The organism is Moorena sp. SIOASIH (genome assembly GCF_010671925.1).
Lineage (GTDB): Bacteria > Cyanobacteriota > Cyanobacteriia > Cyanobacteriales > Coleofasciculaceae > Moorena.
The window spans coordinates 1,600,443-1,613,752 of sequence record NZ_JAAHIH010000001.1; the positions used below are offsets into that span (position 1 = coordinate 1,600,443).

A 13,310-nucleotide genomic window follows, 5' to 3' on the forward strand; every position below is an offset into this window, starting at 1 on the left:
CAGGGAGTAGGGAATAGGGATGCAGCACGTAGCACATAAGCTGATAGCTTAACTACTTAGTTGCTGTAATAAAAACAAAACGGTCAGGAAATTCAAGGATAGATTGTTGAGCATATTTTTCTGAGATTTCTGCTAGACCTTCCTGTAACTGTTGATCATCAAAGAATGACAGTAAGGACATATAGCGATTTGCTACCATTTTCAAGTATTGTTCTTTAGGAATTGACTGAAGATATTCAACAAAATTAACTGAGACGTTGAAGCCGACTTTTTCTAGTAAACTAGTTAGATCGTTATAGTTGGGCTGCCTTCTTTCATATCGCTCTAAAGCTGCCTTGAATAAAGGATACTCAATAGTTGGAGGCAGAAGAATCAGCAAGAAAATTTCTTCACTATTTAGCTTTTTAAACAAACTCTTAAATAGTAATTCTTTATTGTCTATATGATGAATGGCTTCCTTCATGTAGACCTTATTATAACCTGAAGTTTCAGAAACAAAAGTAATCGCATCTACTGCCCTAATTTGGTATTGAGAGCTTAAAGGGATTTGTGAGAGCATCTCTTGAGAAGGATCCACGCAGATAATCGGATTATCTAACTGTATTTCCTTAGGAATTGCTTGGGTAAAAAGCCCTGTACCGCAGCCTAAATCTACAAGACTATCTGTTGGGGTTAAGCGTAAATATTCAATTATTCTTAACCCCATAAATCTAATGTAGTCTTCTGAGTAACTCCACAAATCATCATAGATACTCCCGATTCTTTTATAGTGTTTTGGATTTGAGCTACTCATGGTTTTAATTGCTATTGTTATTTATGATTATTAATATAGCGGTTTTCAAGTGGTGAGGTACATGTTTTTAGGTAACAGGGAACAGCGGATCTGGGAAAAAATCCTGTGGAATAGGCATCTTGCCTGTTCGGCGATGTTTTGGGGCGGGCAGGATGCCCACTCTACCCGTGGAATAGGCATCTTGCCTGTTTGGAATAGGCATCTTGCCTGTTCGGCGATATTTTGGTGCGGGCAGGATGCCCACTCTACCCGTGGAATAGGCATCTTGCCTGTTTGGCGATATTTTGGTGCGGGCAGGATGCCCACTCTACTCCTATTTATTGAAAGATTCAGCAACGCCCGAAATCTAGTTAATCAACTGCAAACTCGGTGTATTGGCGCATGTTGGGCGAGTGGAAGCCAAGAACAATATCCTCAGCCGGAACACCGAGTTCAAGCAATTGGGTAGCAATGCCAATTTCGGTGCCATCATGCTGAATCCAGATTTTACCATTTTTGATATCTAAGTGGAGGCTACATCCGTGGGTGCGACGGTTATCTTTCCAGCCAGTGTGCAGCAACAGATAATGATCTCGTTCCGTGTCCAAAACCGCTTGGGCTTCGATTTCCGGGAAGGTGGGCTTACGATTGGCTCGTTCTAGCAGTAATTGCTGAATCCACTGACGATATTGTTCTACAGATTCTTCTACAGCCATTGCCGAATAACCTCCTGAGTTTGGTCATAGATGAGTAAATTGATTTGAGTCTTATCAATTACTGATCGTACAAAGCGTCGCTGAAAAAAAGATTGGTAAATTGTTTCAGGAATAGCAAGGTAAAGATTACGTTGGGAATCAACTTCATTTAGGGCAAATTGATAATTGATGCATTGCCCAAGAGCAGTATGAAAATCGGAGACAAGGGATCGGCCAATAAAGCTTTTGATTTCCACAGCAATTTTTTCTCCTGCTCGTTCCGCAGCGATTAGCTCTGCAGCAAGATCAATTTCAAAATCGACTCCCCCAACACTCAGTTGATAGGGATCGGCAGTAATTACCCAGTTTTCTTTTTCTAGGGCAGTTCTCACTGCATTGTGGAAACGATCCTTTGCCATGAGCTTTTAAAAGAAACAGGAACCTTTTCTGGTAAGATTATATGCTAGAGCGAATGTATTCACCATTGCTTGGGCGATCGCACCACCAAACCTTAGTCTGAGATAGTTCACCGGTCTAGTGGGATATCCTCGTACAGGAGTGCGATCGCAAACTCAAAACCAACGCTCTGTAGGGTGATCACATCTCCAGCTTGGTATGCCCTGTATAGCCACAACCGCCCTTCGCCCCTCCGGTAAATCTCGACGTTGATCTCGGTAGAGCTGATCAGGATGTATTCTTCTAGGCTGGGTAGAGTGCGATATTCTTTGAACTTATTCCCCCGATCGAGAGCTTCTGTAGCGGGGGAGAGCACTTCAAAGATAAGTTTTGGATATTGGATCGCGTTAATCGCTATTCTATCTCGCTGATCGCAGCTCACCACCACATCTGGATAACGGTAGATAGATTCGGTAACCTTTACTTTGGCATCAGCAATATTGATGCGACAGCCTTTGGGACGAACATGGGGACGTAGCGCAGCTAGTAGATTAATCGCAATATCGTTGTGGGGAATGCTGCCACCTGTCATAGCGAAAATGTCACCATTAATAAATTCGTATCGAAGTTCCTGGCGTGGTTCCCATTCCAAGTAAGCTTCGACAGTCATTTTCTGGGACTGGGGATTGGCAATCATGGCAGACTCTATGAATTACGTAGCTAGCGTTAGCATCGAGAACAAGTTTTAGATGATAGATACCACTGCTTAATATAAGTTACAACTTTACCTTACAACAGGGAGAGTCAGTACTAGACACGACATGGTTGATGTTTACTTCCAAGTAGAGACTTAATATTGAATTTAAGTGGGGTGGGTAAGTTTTGCCCACTCTACCGAAAAAACCTACTTTCTTCTACTAAAGAACCCTGGATCAAAGGGCCAGTGTCAGTCCTGTGTGACCGGATGTCTTGACAAGAATAGATAAGCGATCGCGAATAAAATTCCCAACGCCATCATCGTGGAACCAGGTTGGGTGCGATTCCTTGATCGATAGGCTACACTAACGTGCAAAAATCAATATACTGGGAATTAATGATAACGTTTAGGGATGATAACGCCAAAACTGGATAACCATATAACCATATAGGTTTATGAAACTTCCACAGGATGCCATCATTGCAACGGCCAAACTTACCAGATATTTGTTGGTCTGGCGTGATACCGATGATAAGTCAAAATTTTTAGCTCAGGCAGGCTATAGTCAAGAGAACTGGCAACAGTTAGAAATAGATTTGCGTTCCCAGATTTTGCCATTGGATGCGACTTTGAGCGATGAACCCAACCGATTTGGCGATGTTTATACCATTCGGGGTATTTTAGTAGGACCAAATGGAGTTGAACTAGAAATCAAGACAATTTGGATGGTGGAGCATGAAACTCAACAGACAAAGTTTATCACCCTGTACCCAGATAAGGAGGCTAGATAATGGCATTTGAGTTATTTTCACGGGTGGCCCTGCGGGAAGATTTTCCCAAGCATAAGTTGCAGCAAGGGGATATTGCAACGATTGTCGATCACCATCCAGTACAAGACGGAGAGGATGGTTATAGTCTGGAAGTTTTCAATGGGATCGGGGAAACGATTGCCGTTTTAGTGGTTTCAGAGTCACAAATTGAGCCATTAATGAAAAATGAAGTTCTGCATATCCGAATATTGGATGAAGCGGTTTGAACCTACAACCCATCAATCTCATCAACACTCAACCCCGTATATTGGGCAATATCCTTCACGGGTAACGCTGCCGCCTTCATCTGTTTAGCAACGCCTGTCATAGAACACTTCACACCGCTGATTTTTTAGCTCCACCACTGTATGGCGGGTGCGCTTACCCCACGGCAAACTCGGTATACTGCCTCATAATCGGTGCCTGATAGGCCAACACAATATCCTGCTTTGGTACCCCTAGCTCAACTAACTGATCTGCGATCGCAATCTCCGACCCATCATGCTGTATCCAAATCTTGCCATCTTTAATATCCACATGTACAGAACATCCATAAATACGTGTGGTGTTATCTTTCCAACCCGTATGAACCATTTGGTAATGATCCCGTTCCGTATCAAAAATGAGCTGGGTTTCGATGGCTGGATTAGCAGACTTAATACTGGCGCGTTTTTTCAGCAAGTCCTGAATGTGCTGTCGATATACCTCTAGTTTATCCATTGAGTAATCCTTGGTTGCGAAATATCATAAACTACAATAGGAACCTGATTACGCTTGATCGACTTTTGTATGAAGGGATAACTGAAAAAAGCACTGTAAATATTGTTAGGAACCGCAAGATGAAGTGTTCGATCAGGCTCCTCATCTTCTAAGGCAAGACGATAGTTAATAAACTGCCCAATTGCACCATGGAATTCTGAAATTCTTGAAGTTGATAGAAAGCTTTTAACTTCAATAGCTATTTTTTCATTATTGCGTTCAGCAGCAATCAGGCGTTCTGCCCCCAAATCAATGTAGAGATCGGTAAAGCCCAGATCAATGCGATAAGGATCGTGGGTAATGATCCAACCGTCATTGATTAGAGCATCCTTAACTAGATCATGGAATTGATCCTTAGCAGACATGGGGAAATAGGTAGAGGTGTCAACAAACGTCTATTATATAGGTTAGCAAAAAGGGAATCAGCTTTTTTGATGGGTTAATTGGGTCAAGTACGGTTTCGACTTCGATCACTCCTGATATGAGAGCATTTTCCAGACAACAGAGATCTAAACCTAAAACTCTTAGTTATTACTTTTAGTTATTAATTTCATCACTTACTTGCTCCTGGAAAGAATTAGAAGCAAAAAGACCTCGTCCCACTTTCTTCCACCTCCCTTCTTTTACACCTTGATGCAATTGGCTAGCTAAGGAGTTTGTAGCACGGAGTTGTTCATGATCAGATTTGGCATCAAATAGTCTGCTGGCAATCTGTTTTCGGTTAACTGGAGCCGCGAATTTATCTAAGATAATCTCTACCGCTTCCCCGAATGTTTTACCTCTAAATTCTGGATATAACATATCTCTGGGATTGCGCTTTTGACCCTCCTCATCGTCTTGGTTTTCCCTTTGGTTTTCTTCAAAGGATTCCTCTTCTAATTCCTCATCAACAAAAGTTACTTGACCGACATTGCCACTTGAATTCACAGTGGGAACTTGTTCAGATAAATGATTAGCATTAACCTCAAGTTCCCGGAAAGCACTCGATATTTCCGCTGCAATATCGTTTTCCGCTGCAATATCGTTTTCCGCTGCAATATCGTTGCTGGATAGTTCGGCTTCAAGCTTATTCTGATAATAGGCAACGTTTGCCCGTTTTTGCTCCACTAAAGCCTTTACCTCAACCAGGTTTGCTTCCGCTTCAGTAAGTTCTCGCTTGGTTTGTTCTAGCTGAGTTTTGATCCAATTAATATGGTCTTCTTGAGCAGATTTAAGATTCATGGTTGTCAGTTGCATGTCTTGTAAATCAAGCTTTTACGGAAAGTATAGCAGTATTTTTTTAGTTTTGCCATCCAATCGAGTAGAATTTTAGTAAAAAAAACTATTTTTTTGGGTTTACTCAATCCCTTAGTATCCTTCTGTAATAATCCTGCTAAGGAAAGGTTTTCACAGCTACAGGACTTAGGCAAAACTTGTCAACCAACCCTATAACTACTAGGATGCATTAATAAAAACTGCTACAGCTAGGTAGATTTACTTGGCAACTCCTGACTATCATGAGTATCTAATAGGATTGTGACTTATACCCCCCATAACTTTAAATCCAGCTCTAATTTAGATGAACTAGTTAATTGTTTGCTATAACTAAAAAAAGTCTGTTATCAGACCTAATTTTTATAGATAATATCAGCTATATTAATAAACCTGATTTTTTGCTGAGTACCAGCTAAATTTAAGCTTAAAATCAACCAAAACTATTCTTATTAAAATTAAATTAGTTTCACTAGCTTTAGCTCCTAAAAAGTATTGTATGATGATCATCAACAAGCAATTGATACTGCAATTGTTTGTTGGCCACTCTCTAGAAAGCTGATCGCCCTAGGCTCAAGGCTGAATCCATAACTGGCGTCAGCCGTCAGCCGTCAGCCGTCAGCGGTCAGAAGTCAGCCGTCAGCTGAGGTAACAGAGATTAAACCAATGCTTACTTGTTTTATTCAAAAGCTGTTCGCTTAGGGTGCGCTAATCCCTGACCGCTGATAGCTGATAGCTGATAGCTGAATGCTTATCTGTAAAGTTATAAACTTTTGTTAATTTCATCACCAAACAAGCCATTTCACATAACCATATCTGTAGATAATTTGATTACTATGTCTCAAGTTCAATTGCAAAGGTCCCAACTCATGATAAATACAAGAATAAGCAGTCAATCTCATCCCCGAAAAGTCATGAAGGGTTTAAAGTTAGTTTCATTAACATTACTGGCAATGGTGATGGTACTGGTGGTACACGCTGAGCCCAGTTTGGCACAGGGATCCGCTAGTAGTGGAGGATTCAATCCCCAAGAACTATTGCGCAATGCTTTGCAGTGGATTGATAGTCTAGGACCCATCGGAGCGATCGCATTTATCGCAATCTATATCATTGCTGCCGTAGCATTTTTGCCTGGGTCTATCCTCACCCTAGGAGCTGGGGTAGTATTTGGTGTTGCCTTAGGCTCAATCTATGTGTTCATCGGAGCCACTATCGGAGCCACGGCTGCTTTTCTGGTTGGGCGTTATCTAGCTAGGGACTGGATTGCTCAAAAAATTGCTGGAAATGACAAATTTAGTGCTATTGATGAAGCAGTAGGTCAGGAAGGATTCAAAATTGTGCTCTTGACTCGACTCTCTCCTGTATTTCCCTTCAACCTCTTAAACTATGCCTATGGTCTAACTGGGGTTTCTCTGAAAGACTACGTCTTAGGCTCCATTGGCATGATTCCAGGAACAGTCATGTACGTTTACATCGGTTCTCTGGCTGGAGACCTGGCCATGATCGGTGGTGGTGACGCACCCACCAATCCTACTGTCCAGTGGGCAATTCGGATTATTGGTTTTATCGCCACTGTAGCAGTGACACTTTATGTCACTAATGTGGCTAAGAAGGCTTTAGACAAAAGTGTTTCCAAGGAGACAGTTTAGAAGGTTGAAGGTTAGGAGGTTGAAGGTTAGGAAGTTGAAGGTTAGCAGGTTGAAAGTTGAAAGTTGAAGGTTAGCAGGTTAAAGGTTAGGAAGTTAAAGGTTAAAGGTTAGGAAGTTGTTCGCGTAGCGTGGCCTATTGGCCAAGGTTAAAGGTTAGAAGGTTAAAGGTTATAGAGATCCGTGAATTTTTGTTCCCTACTCCCTACTCCCTACTCCCTACTCCCTACTCCCTACTCCCTACTCCCTACTCCCTACTCCCTAAAAAAATAATTTAATTTTGAACTATCAAAGGAGTTATTATAAATGTCAAGTTCTCAATACCAAAGAGTTACTGTTCCACCCATGGACGAGTATAACCAGAGGTTGGTTAACTACGTTCATCCAGGGGATTGGGTTAATCCAAAACCTGTTGATTGTTATGACCTAGTGGTAATTGGTGCTGGTACAGCTGGATTAGTTACAGCAGCAGGTGCAGCAGGTATCGGTGTTGGTTTGAAGGTGGCCTTGATTGAACGGCATTTGATGGGTGGGGATTGTTTAAATGTAGGTTGTGTCCCCTCCAAGTGTTTGATTCGGTCATCTCGGGTAGTGGCTGAGATGCGCAATGCGGGAGCCTTTGGGGTTAAAGTTCCAGATAATATTGAAGTAGACTTCCCGGCAGTGATGGAACGGATGCGTCGGCTACGGGCAGGGATTAGCCATCACGATTCTGCTAAACGCTTCAAAGATACCTATGGTATTGATATATTTTTAGGAAATGGTCGGTTTACCGGTGATGATACCATTGAAGTAAACGATACTACCCTCAAGTTTAAGAAAGCGGTAATTGCTACAGGAGCAAGAGCAGTAAGACCCCGAGTTGAGGGCATGGAAGAGGCGGGGTATCTCACCAATGAAACGGTATTTTCTCTGACAGAACGTCCCAATCGACTAGCTGTTATTGGTGGCGGTCCAATTGGGTGTGAATTAGCTCAGTCTTTCCGCCGTTTAGGTTGTGAAGTGGTGCTGTTCCATCGCGGTTCTCACATTTTAAATAAAGAAGATGCTGACGCTGCCGATATTGTTCAAAAAGTCTTTTTAAAAGAAGGTATCCGTTTAGTCCTGGGTGCCCAATTGAACCGGGTCGAGAAGACAGAGGCAGGTAAAACCTTACACTTCAATAGCTGCACTGGTTTGGAAGAGTCGGTCACGGTAGATGAAATTTTGATCGGTGCTGGACGTGCGCCCAATGTGGAAGGGTTAAATTTGGAACTGGTCGGGGTAGAGTATGACCAGCGTAAAGGAGTTAAGGTGAATGATTACCTTGAAACTACCAATCCCAAAATTTATGCTGCTGGTGATATTTGCATGGACTGGAAGTTTACCCATGCAGCGGATTCAGCCGCACGGATTGTGATTAAGAATACTCTATTTTCTCCCTTTGGCTTCGGTAAATATAAGCTGAGTAACTTGGTGATGCCTTGGGCAACCTATACTGATCCAGAAATTGCCCATGTGGGAATGTATGAACATGAAGCTCAAGGGAAAGGGTTTAATGTTAATACGATTAAAATTCCCTTTAGTACTGTAGACCGAGCGATCGCAGATGGCGAAGAAGAGGGATTTGTTAAAATTCACCACAAGAAGGGGTCAGATCAAATCCTGGGAGCAACTATTGTGGCAACTCATGCAGGGGAAATGATTTCTGAGGTGACTACAGCAATTGTCCATAAGATTGGTTTGAGTAAGCTTTCCAGCGTAATTCATCCCTATCCAACTCAAGCAGAAGGAATTAAAAAAGCCGCAGATGCCTATCGCCGCACTCTCTTAACACCAAGAACTAAAACATTTTTAGAGTTCCTGACCAAGCTTTCTTAGGAAAAAAGGGGCTTTGCTTAACAATGGAATAATTTTAAGAGTTTTGTGGAATGGGCATCTTGCCCGTTCCTGTTTAGAATTCCTGACCAAGCTTTCTTAGGGAAAAAGGGGCGTTGCTTACTATGGAATGATTTTAAGAGTTTTGTGGAATGGGCATCTTGCCCGTTCCTTAGATTTTCCCAGGATAGGACTTGGTCAGCTCTGCCCATTTTCCTATCTCCCTACTCCCTCTTGGTCTTGACCTGCGATTGAAATCATCCAAAGCAAGCTCGACTTTGGCCTGTGCCACAAAGCTGACGGCTGACAGCTGACGGCTGAATGATTACGTATCAGTTAGATAAATCTTTTAAATTTCTTACTAGTTTCATTCCAGCGACTTTTGGGTCAAATTTTTCTGAAAATTTGGTAGGACATGGATAGTTTTTATAAATTTATTTACATACAGACTCCGATGTGTTTTCGTCTGAATAAAGTGCGTTTTTTAAATTAGCTTGATCTAGATTAGCTTCCTGTAAGTTAGCATAAATTAGATTAGCTTCCTGTAAATTAGCTGCTCTAAGATCTGCTTTTTGTAAATTAGCATAAGGTAAATTAGCTTCCTGTAAATTAGCTGCTCTAAGATCTGCTTTCTGTAAATTAGCATTACGTAAATTAGCTTTCTGTAAATTAACTCTCACTAAGCTAGTTTCCTGTAAATTAGCTTCCCATAAATTAACTTCTTGTAAATCAGCTTCTTGTAAATCAGCTTCTTGTAAATTAGCACTACCTAAATTAGCTTTCACTAAATTAGCTCCTACTAAATCAGCTTCCACTAAATTAGCATCACCTAATATAGCTTTTTGTAAATTAGCTTTATATAAAAGAGCTTTTTGTAAATTAGCACCATTTAAATTGGATTTCTGTAAATTAACATAAGCTAATTTAGCTTTCTGGAAATTAACTCCTACTAAACTATTTTCCTGTAAATTAGCTTCCTGTAAATTAGCTTCCTGTAAATTAGCTTGCCATAAACTAGATCTCTGTAAATTAGCTTGCCATAAATTAGCTTCCTGTAAATTAGCATAAGCTAGGTTAGCATTCAAGAGTTTAACTCTTACTAAATAAGCTTTTGGAGCTTCTAAACCTGCTAAACTTTCTCGATTCCAGGTCAACCAAAACCAGGGACTACGTCTAGGTTCTGAGTTTAGGAATTCCAGAGCTTGTTTTCTACCGCCACTACCAGGTTGATTATAAGCTGCTGTTATTACTTGCCATGCTTGATAAATCTCACTCTTTCGTCGATTTTCCTCACCATCAATAAAGACAATTACACCAACAACTATAAATAGATTACCGACAAGTCCTAAAATTTCTAGCAGTGCAAACCTCTTGAGGTATTCTAAAACTGGTTTTAAAAACTTATTTTCTAATTTCAGTAAATTTATAAATGGCTGATAACACTCAAATACTATTAATGTTAAAGGGTTTTTAGCAATTTTCTCAGCTTTATATCTATCTTCTATTTTAGTTGATATTACACCTGTGATTTTACGGTTATTATAAATTTTATTAGCTATTATATCAATATCTTGCTGAGAAGTTTTTAATAGCTTGGGCATTGATACTTTGATTAGATTAAGTATTTGCTTTAGCTTCATAGTTACTAACTAGGTATAAATATAACATAGAGATTTTCAGTAACTTTATATGTTCACCTCACCTAATGTGCTTGTATAAGTTATTTTATTACTTGGGCTAAGGTAATTCCTTAATTTATTATCACCTATAAGTCCAGTCGTCAGGTCTTTCTTGCCTTTATATAAAAAAATTCCCAGGTTTGCAAGCTGGGCATTGGAACGGGCATCAGGGGTGGAATGGGCATCTTGGTGGAACTGGCATCTTGCCAGTTTCAATATATTTCCAGCAGGCAGGATACCTACCCCACTCATATTTATCCAAAGATTCAGCAATGCCGAGAAAGCCAAAAGCCAAAAGCAAAGAGGGTTTTAAGCGATGCATTCCCGACTCCCGACTCCCTATTCCCTACTCCCTACTCCCTACTCCCTACTCCCTGCTCCCTACTCCCTGTGCAATAGATAGTATAAAAAAAATACCATCAGAGGAAAACTATGGCCACAGGGATGCTCCTTAACGGCAAATGGACTAACGAAGTCTATCAGCAAGACCCCCAAGGACGATTCATGCGTAATCCCACCAAATTCCGTAATTGGATTCGTGCTGATGGCTCCACAGACTATAAACCAGCCTCTGGACGCTACCATCTCTACATTTCCTATGCTTGTCCCTGGGCGCACCGCACTTTGATTATGCGAACCTTAAAGGGATTGGAGGAAGCGATTACCCTGTCCATTGTTGACCCATTGATGGATAAAGATGGATGGGAATTTTCCAATGGGCCTGGTTGTATCCCTGATACAGTCAATGGTGCTCGCTATCTGCGGGAAGTTTATATAAAAGCTGACCCTAACTGTACCGGACGGGTGACGGTTCCAGTACTTTGGGATAAGGAAACTGGCACAATTGTTAATAATGAATCCCGTGAGATTATTCGGATGTTTGACCTAGAGTTCGACGGGATTGCCCAGTCGGATATCAGCTTTTATCCAGATAATTTACGGGAAGAGATTGATAAAACCATTGATGCCATTTACCAACCTATTAATAATGGTGTGTATCGAGCCGGATTCGCTACTACTCAGCAAGCCTATGAAGAAGGAATAACCGAACTGTTTGATGCCCTTGACTATTGGGAAGGGGTGTTAGGTAAACAGCCTTATCTCTGTGGCGATCGCATTACAGAAGCTGATTGGTGTATGTTTACCACTCTGCTACGCTTTGACTCAGTTTACTACGTCCATTTCAAATGTAATTGGCAACGAATTCTCGATTATCCCAATTTGTGGAATTATCTCAAAAACCTTTATCATCAGCCAGGGTTAAAGGAAACCTGTAATATTGACCACATTAAGCAGCATTATTATAGGAGTCATCCCTTTATTAATCCCTCTGGAATTGTACCAAAAGGACCACAAATTAGTTTTAGTGATTAAGGCTATCAGCTATCAGCTATCAGCTATCAGCTATCAGTTATCAGTTATCAGCTTTGGGTCTCTGGCCAATCTACACCGAACAGCTTTTGAATAAAATAAGCTGACGGCTGATAGCTTACCTGTCAACTTATTCTTGGTTCAAGAAAGGAGACTTAGATTTTATTTTAAATACGGAATCTGAAAACTCACCAATGGAATCAGGGACAGATACAATTTCCGGTTGGGTGCGTTTTCCAAACATCAAGGTAGCCTTACTAGTCGAGGGAGAGAAAAGAATCTGTGTAATTTTGCTATAATCCCACCGTTTCTGATCATAGAGAGCAAGCACCTTCGTAAGATTCTCTAAGGTCATCTCCTCCTTATTCTCGAACATAAACTCAACAGGACGATTAAAGACTTTGTCCAAAAACTTGCCGTAAAACTCATCAATATAGAGGTTTCGAGTTTGTGTCATCATCAGTACCTTACGCAATTCCTGACTTAACTCATAGGCTCCCTCCTTGGTACAAATCACCTGCTCATTGATAGCAACAGATTTCTGAGACCGATTTTTGCGACAAGGATTATTGTTAGAAGACTGTACCACTCGTCCAGAGTTGAGGTCGTCGCCAAGTTGATCAAACTCATCAACCATGGTGCGTGTGCCTTGGATTATACGCCTGCCTTCACGAATGGTATTCGTTACCTCTCGAACATCTCGACGGATTTCGCGGAGCTCATCGAATAATCCAGCAATCTCGAAGGTGCGAACATTACTATTGTCATGCTTCCCAGGTACTATTCCGGCTGTTGCGGGAAGCATTTGCCACATCACGGACGCTGACAACAGGTAAGCTGAACCTTGGAAAATGAATTTGTGAACCATGACTATGGAATCCTGACTTAAAGTGGTCCACTATCTTTTTCTTTTGGCAAAATGAAAATCCGGAAACTTATCCAGCAATTTTTCCGGATCTGCTTTACTTACCCTTGTATTATCAACTCCGGTTGAATACCCATAATTAAGAGTGTGGGGAGGGTGGGGAGGGTGGGAGGTGTGGGGAGATGGGGAGATGGGGAGATGGGGAGATGGGGAGTACTCACAGGGGTAGGTTTTTTACATTTGGGTCGGGAGTCGGGAGTCGGGAATCGGGAATCGGGAGTCGTCAGAAGCGGGAAATGGGGAGAATTATCCCGGAAATCATGGTGTATTTTGATACATATGGGTATAAATTTACAGAAATTGATGGTGTATTTTGATAGATATGGATAGAAGTTGATACCTAATAAAAGTACCTACTGGCCTCTTTGTAAAAAACCTACCCTTGTAAGCTACTCCCGACTCCCAACTCCCGACTCCCGACTCCCAACTCCCAATTCTAAATTCTACATTCTA

19 protein-coding genes are annotated in these 13,310 nt (G+C 41.3%); 9 read left to right on the forward strand and 10 right to left on the reverse strand.

The features are described from left to right. Positions 1-52: 52 nt before the first annotated feature. From F6J90_RS06960 to F6J90_RS06980, 5 genes are all read right to left on the reverse strand, one after another. Complete coding sequence (locus F6J90_RS06960) at positions 53-793, reverse strand: methyltransferase domain-containing protein (RefSeq protein WP_293091717.1); 741 nt, start codon at positions 791-793, stop codon at positions 53-55. Between the two features lie 45 nt (positions 794-838). Next, complete coding sequence (locus tag F6J90_RS06965; protein ID WP_293091718.1) at positions 839-1,099, reverse strand: hypothetical protein; 261 nt, start codon at positions 1,097-1,099, stop codon at positions 839-841. 44 nt (positions 1,100-1,143) lie between these two features. Then, a complete protein-coding gene (locus F6J90_RS06970; RefSeq protein ID WP_293091719.1) occupies positions 1,144-1,488 on the reverse strand; it encodes a XisI protein in 345 nt (114 codons plus the stop codon). Next, positions 1,479-1,886: a XisH family protein gene (locus tag F6J90_RS06975; protein WP_293091720.1), complete on the reverse strand. Its 408-nt coding sequence runs from the start codon at positions 1,884-1,886 to the stop codon at positions 1,479-1,481. The genes F6J90_RS06970 and F6J90_RS06975 overlap by 10 nt, the downstream gene beginning before the upstream one ends. 107 nt (positions 1,887-1,993) lie before the next feature. Continuing rightward, positions 1,994-2,560 carry a Uma2 family endonuclease gene (locus tag F6J90_RS06980; protein ID WP_293091721.1) on the reverse strand — a complete coding sequence of 189 codons (567 nt, stop codon included), beginning with the start codon at positions 2,558-2,560 and terminating at the stop codon, positions 1,994-1,996. A gap of 455 nt (positions 2,561-3,015) precedes the next feature. Here F6J90_RS06980 and F6J90_RS06985 point away from each other — a divergent pair, with 455 nt between their 5' ends. Next, positions 3,016-3,351: a DUF6883 domain-containing protein gene (locus F6J90_RS06985; RefSeq protein ID WP_293091722.1), complete on the forward strand. Its 336-nt coding sequence runs from the start codon at positions 3,016-3,018 to the stop codon at positions 3,349-3,351. Next, positions 3,351-3,596 carry a DUF4926 domain-containing protein gene (locus F6J90_RS06990; protein ID WP_293091723.1) on the forward strand — a complete coding sequence of 82 codons (246 nt, stop codon included), beginning with the start codon at positions 3,351-3,353 and terminating at the stop codon, positions 3,594-3,596. Before F6J90_RS06985 ends, F6J90_RS06990 begins: the two co-directional genes overlap by 1 nt. 154 nt (positions 3,597-3,750) lie before the next feature. On the opposite strand, the gene F6J90_RS06995 is transcribed toward F6J90_RS06990, so the two are convergent. From F6J90_RS06995 to F6J90_RS07005, 3 genes are all read right to left on the reverse strand, one after another. Further along, positions 3,751-4,089 (reverse strand): XisI protein, encoded by a 339-nt coding sequence (locus F6J90_RS06995; protein ID WP_293091724.1) that lies wholly within the window; start codon positions 4,087-4,089, stop codon positions 3,751-3,753. Then, positions 4,077-4,493 carry an element excision factor XisH family protein gene (locus tag F6J90_RS07000; RefSeq protein ID WP_293091725.1) on the reverse strand — a complete coding sequence of 139 codons (417 nt, stop codon included), beginning with the start codon at positions 4,491-4,493 and terminating at the stop codon, positions 4,077-4,079. The genes F6J90_RS06995 and F6J90_RS07000 overlap by 13 nt, the downstream gene beginning before the upstream one ends. Positions 4,494-4,665: 172 nt before the next feature. Next, a complete protein-coding gene (locus F6J90_RS07005; protein ID WP_293091726.1) occupies positions 4,666-5,349 on the reverse strand; it encodes a hypothetical protein in 684 nt (227 codons plus the stop codon). 899 nt (positions 5,350-6,248) lie between these two features. Between F6J90_RS07005 and F6J90_RS07010 the strand changes: the two genes are divergently transcribed. From F6J90_RS07010 to F6J90_RS07025, 4 genes are all read left to right on the forward strand, one after another. Continuing rightward, on the forward strand, positions 6,249-7,028 hold the full coding sequence (locus F6J90_RS07010) for a TVP38/TMEM64 family protein (protein WP_293091727.1): 780 nt from the start codon (positions 6,249-6,251) through the stop codon (positions 7,026-7,028). A 128-nt stretch (positions 7,029-7,156) separates the two neighbouring features. After that, the gene (locus F6J90_RS07015; protein WP_293091728.1) at positions 7,157-7,303 is read left to right on the forward strand and encodes a hypothetical protein; all 147 of its coding nucleotides are present in this window, start codon (positions 7,157-7,159) and stop codon (positions 7,301-7,303) included. A gap of 28 nt (positions 7,304-7,331) precedes the next feature. After that, positions 7,332-8,885: a mercuric reductase gene (locus F6J90_RS07020; RefSeq protein ID WP_293091729.1), complete on the forward strand. Its 1,554-nt coding sequence runs from the start codon at positions 7,332-7,334 to the stop codon at positions 8,883-8,885. 45 nt (positions 8,886-8,930) lie between these two features. Continuing rightward, positions 8,931-9,137: a hypothetical protein gene (locus tag F6J90_RS07025; RefSeq protein ID WP_293091730.1), complete on the forward strand. Its 207-nt coding sequence runs from the start codon at positions 8,931-8,933 to the stop codon at positions 9,135-9,137. A 179-nt stretch (positions 9,138-9,316) separates the two neighbouring features. Here the strand turns inward: F6J90_RS07025 and F6J90_RS07030 are convergent, their stop codons facing one another. Further along, a complete protein-coding gene (locus F6J90_RS07030; protein WP_293091731.1) occupies positions 9,317-10,483 on the reverse strand; it encodes a pentapeptide repeat-containing protein in 1,167 nt (388 codons plus the stop codon). 218 nt (positions 10,484-10,701) lie between these two features. On the opposite strand from F6J90_RS07030, the gene F6J90_RS07035 reads away from it, so the two are divergent. Both F6J90_RS07035 and F6J90_RS07040 read left to right on the forward strand, forming a co-directional pair. Then, positions 10,702-11,016: a hypothetical protein gene (locus F6J90_RS07035; RefSeq protein ID WP_293091732.1), complete on the forward strand. Its 315-nt coding sequence runs from the start codon at positions 10,702-10,704 to the stop codon at positions 11,014-11,016. Continuing rightward, complete coding sequence (locus tag F6J90_RS07040) at positions 10,994-11,935, forward strand: glutathione S-transferase family protein (protein WP_293091733.1); 942 nt, start codon at positions 10,994-10,996, stop codon at positions 11,933-11,935. Before F6J90_RS07035 ends, F6J90_RS07040 begins: the two co-directional genes overlap by 23 nt. A 127-nt stretch (positions 11,936-12,062) precedes the next feature. On the opposite strand, the gene F6J90_RS07045 is transcribed toward F6J90_RS07040, so the two are convergent. Next, complete coding sequence (locus tag F6J90_RS07045; RefSeq protein WP_293091734.1) at positions 12,063-12,800, reverse strand: hypothetical protein; 738 nt, start codon at positions 12,798-12,800, stop codon at positions 12,063-12,065. Between the two features lie 153 nt (positions 12,801-12,953). Here F6J90_RS07045 and F6J90_RS07050 point away from each other — a divergent pair, with 153 nt between their 5' ends. After that, positions 12,954-13,187 (forward strand): hypothetical protein, encoded by a 234-nt coding sequence (locus F6J90_RS07050; protein ID WP_293091735.1) that lies wholly within the window; start codon positions 12,954-12,956, stop codon positions 13,185-13,187. Positions 13,188-13,310 lie beyond the last annotated feature (123 nt).

Bases quoted from the DNA above. Each gene is read 5' to 3' on its own strand.
- F6J90_RS06960 (WP_293091717.1), bottom strand. From the start codon at position 793: ATGAGTAGCTCAAATCCAAAACACTATAAAAGAATCGGGAGTATCTAT.
- F6J90_RS06970 (WP_293091719.1), bottom strand. From the start codon at position 1,488: ATGGCTGTAGAAGAATCTGTAGAACAATATCGTCAGTGGATTCAGCAA.
- F6J90_RS06975 (WP_293091720.1), bottom strand. From the start codon at position 1,886: ATGGCAAAGGATCGTTTCCACAATGCAGTGAGAACTGCCCTAGAAAAA.
- F6J90_RS06980 (WP_293091721.1), bottom strand. From the start codon at position 2,560: ATGATTGCCAATCCCCAGTCCCAGAAAATGACTGTCGAAGCTTACTTG.
- F6J90_RS06985 (WP_293091722.1), top strand. From the start codon at position 3,016: ATGAAACTTCCACAGGATGCCATCATTGCAACGGCCAAACTTACCAGA.
- F6J90_RS06990 (WP_293091723.1), top strand. From the start codon at position 3,351: ATGGCATTTGAGTTATTTTCACGGGTGGCCCTGCGGGAAGATTTTCCC.
- F6J90_RS06995 (WP_293091724.1), bottom strand. From the start codon at position 4,089: ATGGATAAACTAGAGGTATATCGACAGCACATTCAGGACTTGCTGAAA.
- F6J90_RS07000 (WP_293091725.1), bottom strand. From the start codon at position 4,493: ATGTCTGCTAAGGATCAATTCCATGATCTAGTTAAGGATGCTCTAATC.
- F6J90_RS07005 (WP_293091726.1), bottom strand. From the start codon at position 5,349: ATGAATCTTAAATCTGCTCAAGAAGACCATATTAATTGGATCAAAACT.
- F6J90_RS07010 (WP_293091727.1), top strand. From the start codon at position 6,249: ATGATAAATACAAGAATAAGCAGTCAATCTCATCCCCGAAAAGTCATG.
- F6J90_RS07020 (WP_293091729.1), top strand. From the start codon at position 7,332: ATGTCAAGTTCTCAATACCAAAGAGTTACTGTTCCACCCATGGACGAG.
- F6J90_RS07030 (WP_293091731.1), bottom strand. From the start codon at position 10,483: ATGCCCAAGCTATTAAAAACTTCTCAGCAAGATATTGATATAATAGCT.
- F6J90_RS07040 (WP_293091733.1), top strand. From the start codon at position 10,994: ATGGCCACAGGGATGCTCCTTAACGGCAAATGGACTAACGAAGTCTAT.
- F6J90_RS07045 (WP_293091734.1), bottom strand. From the start codon at position 12,800: ATGGTTCACAAATTCATTTTCCAAGGTTCAGCTTACCTGTTGTCAGCG.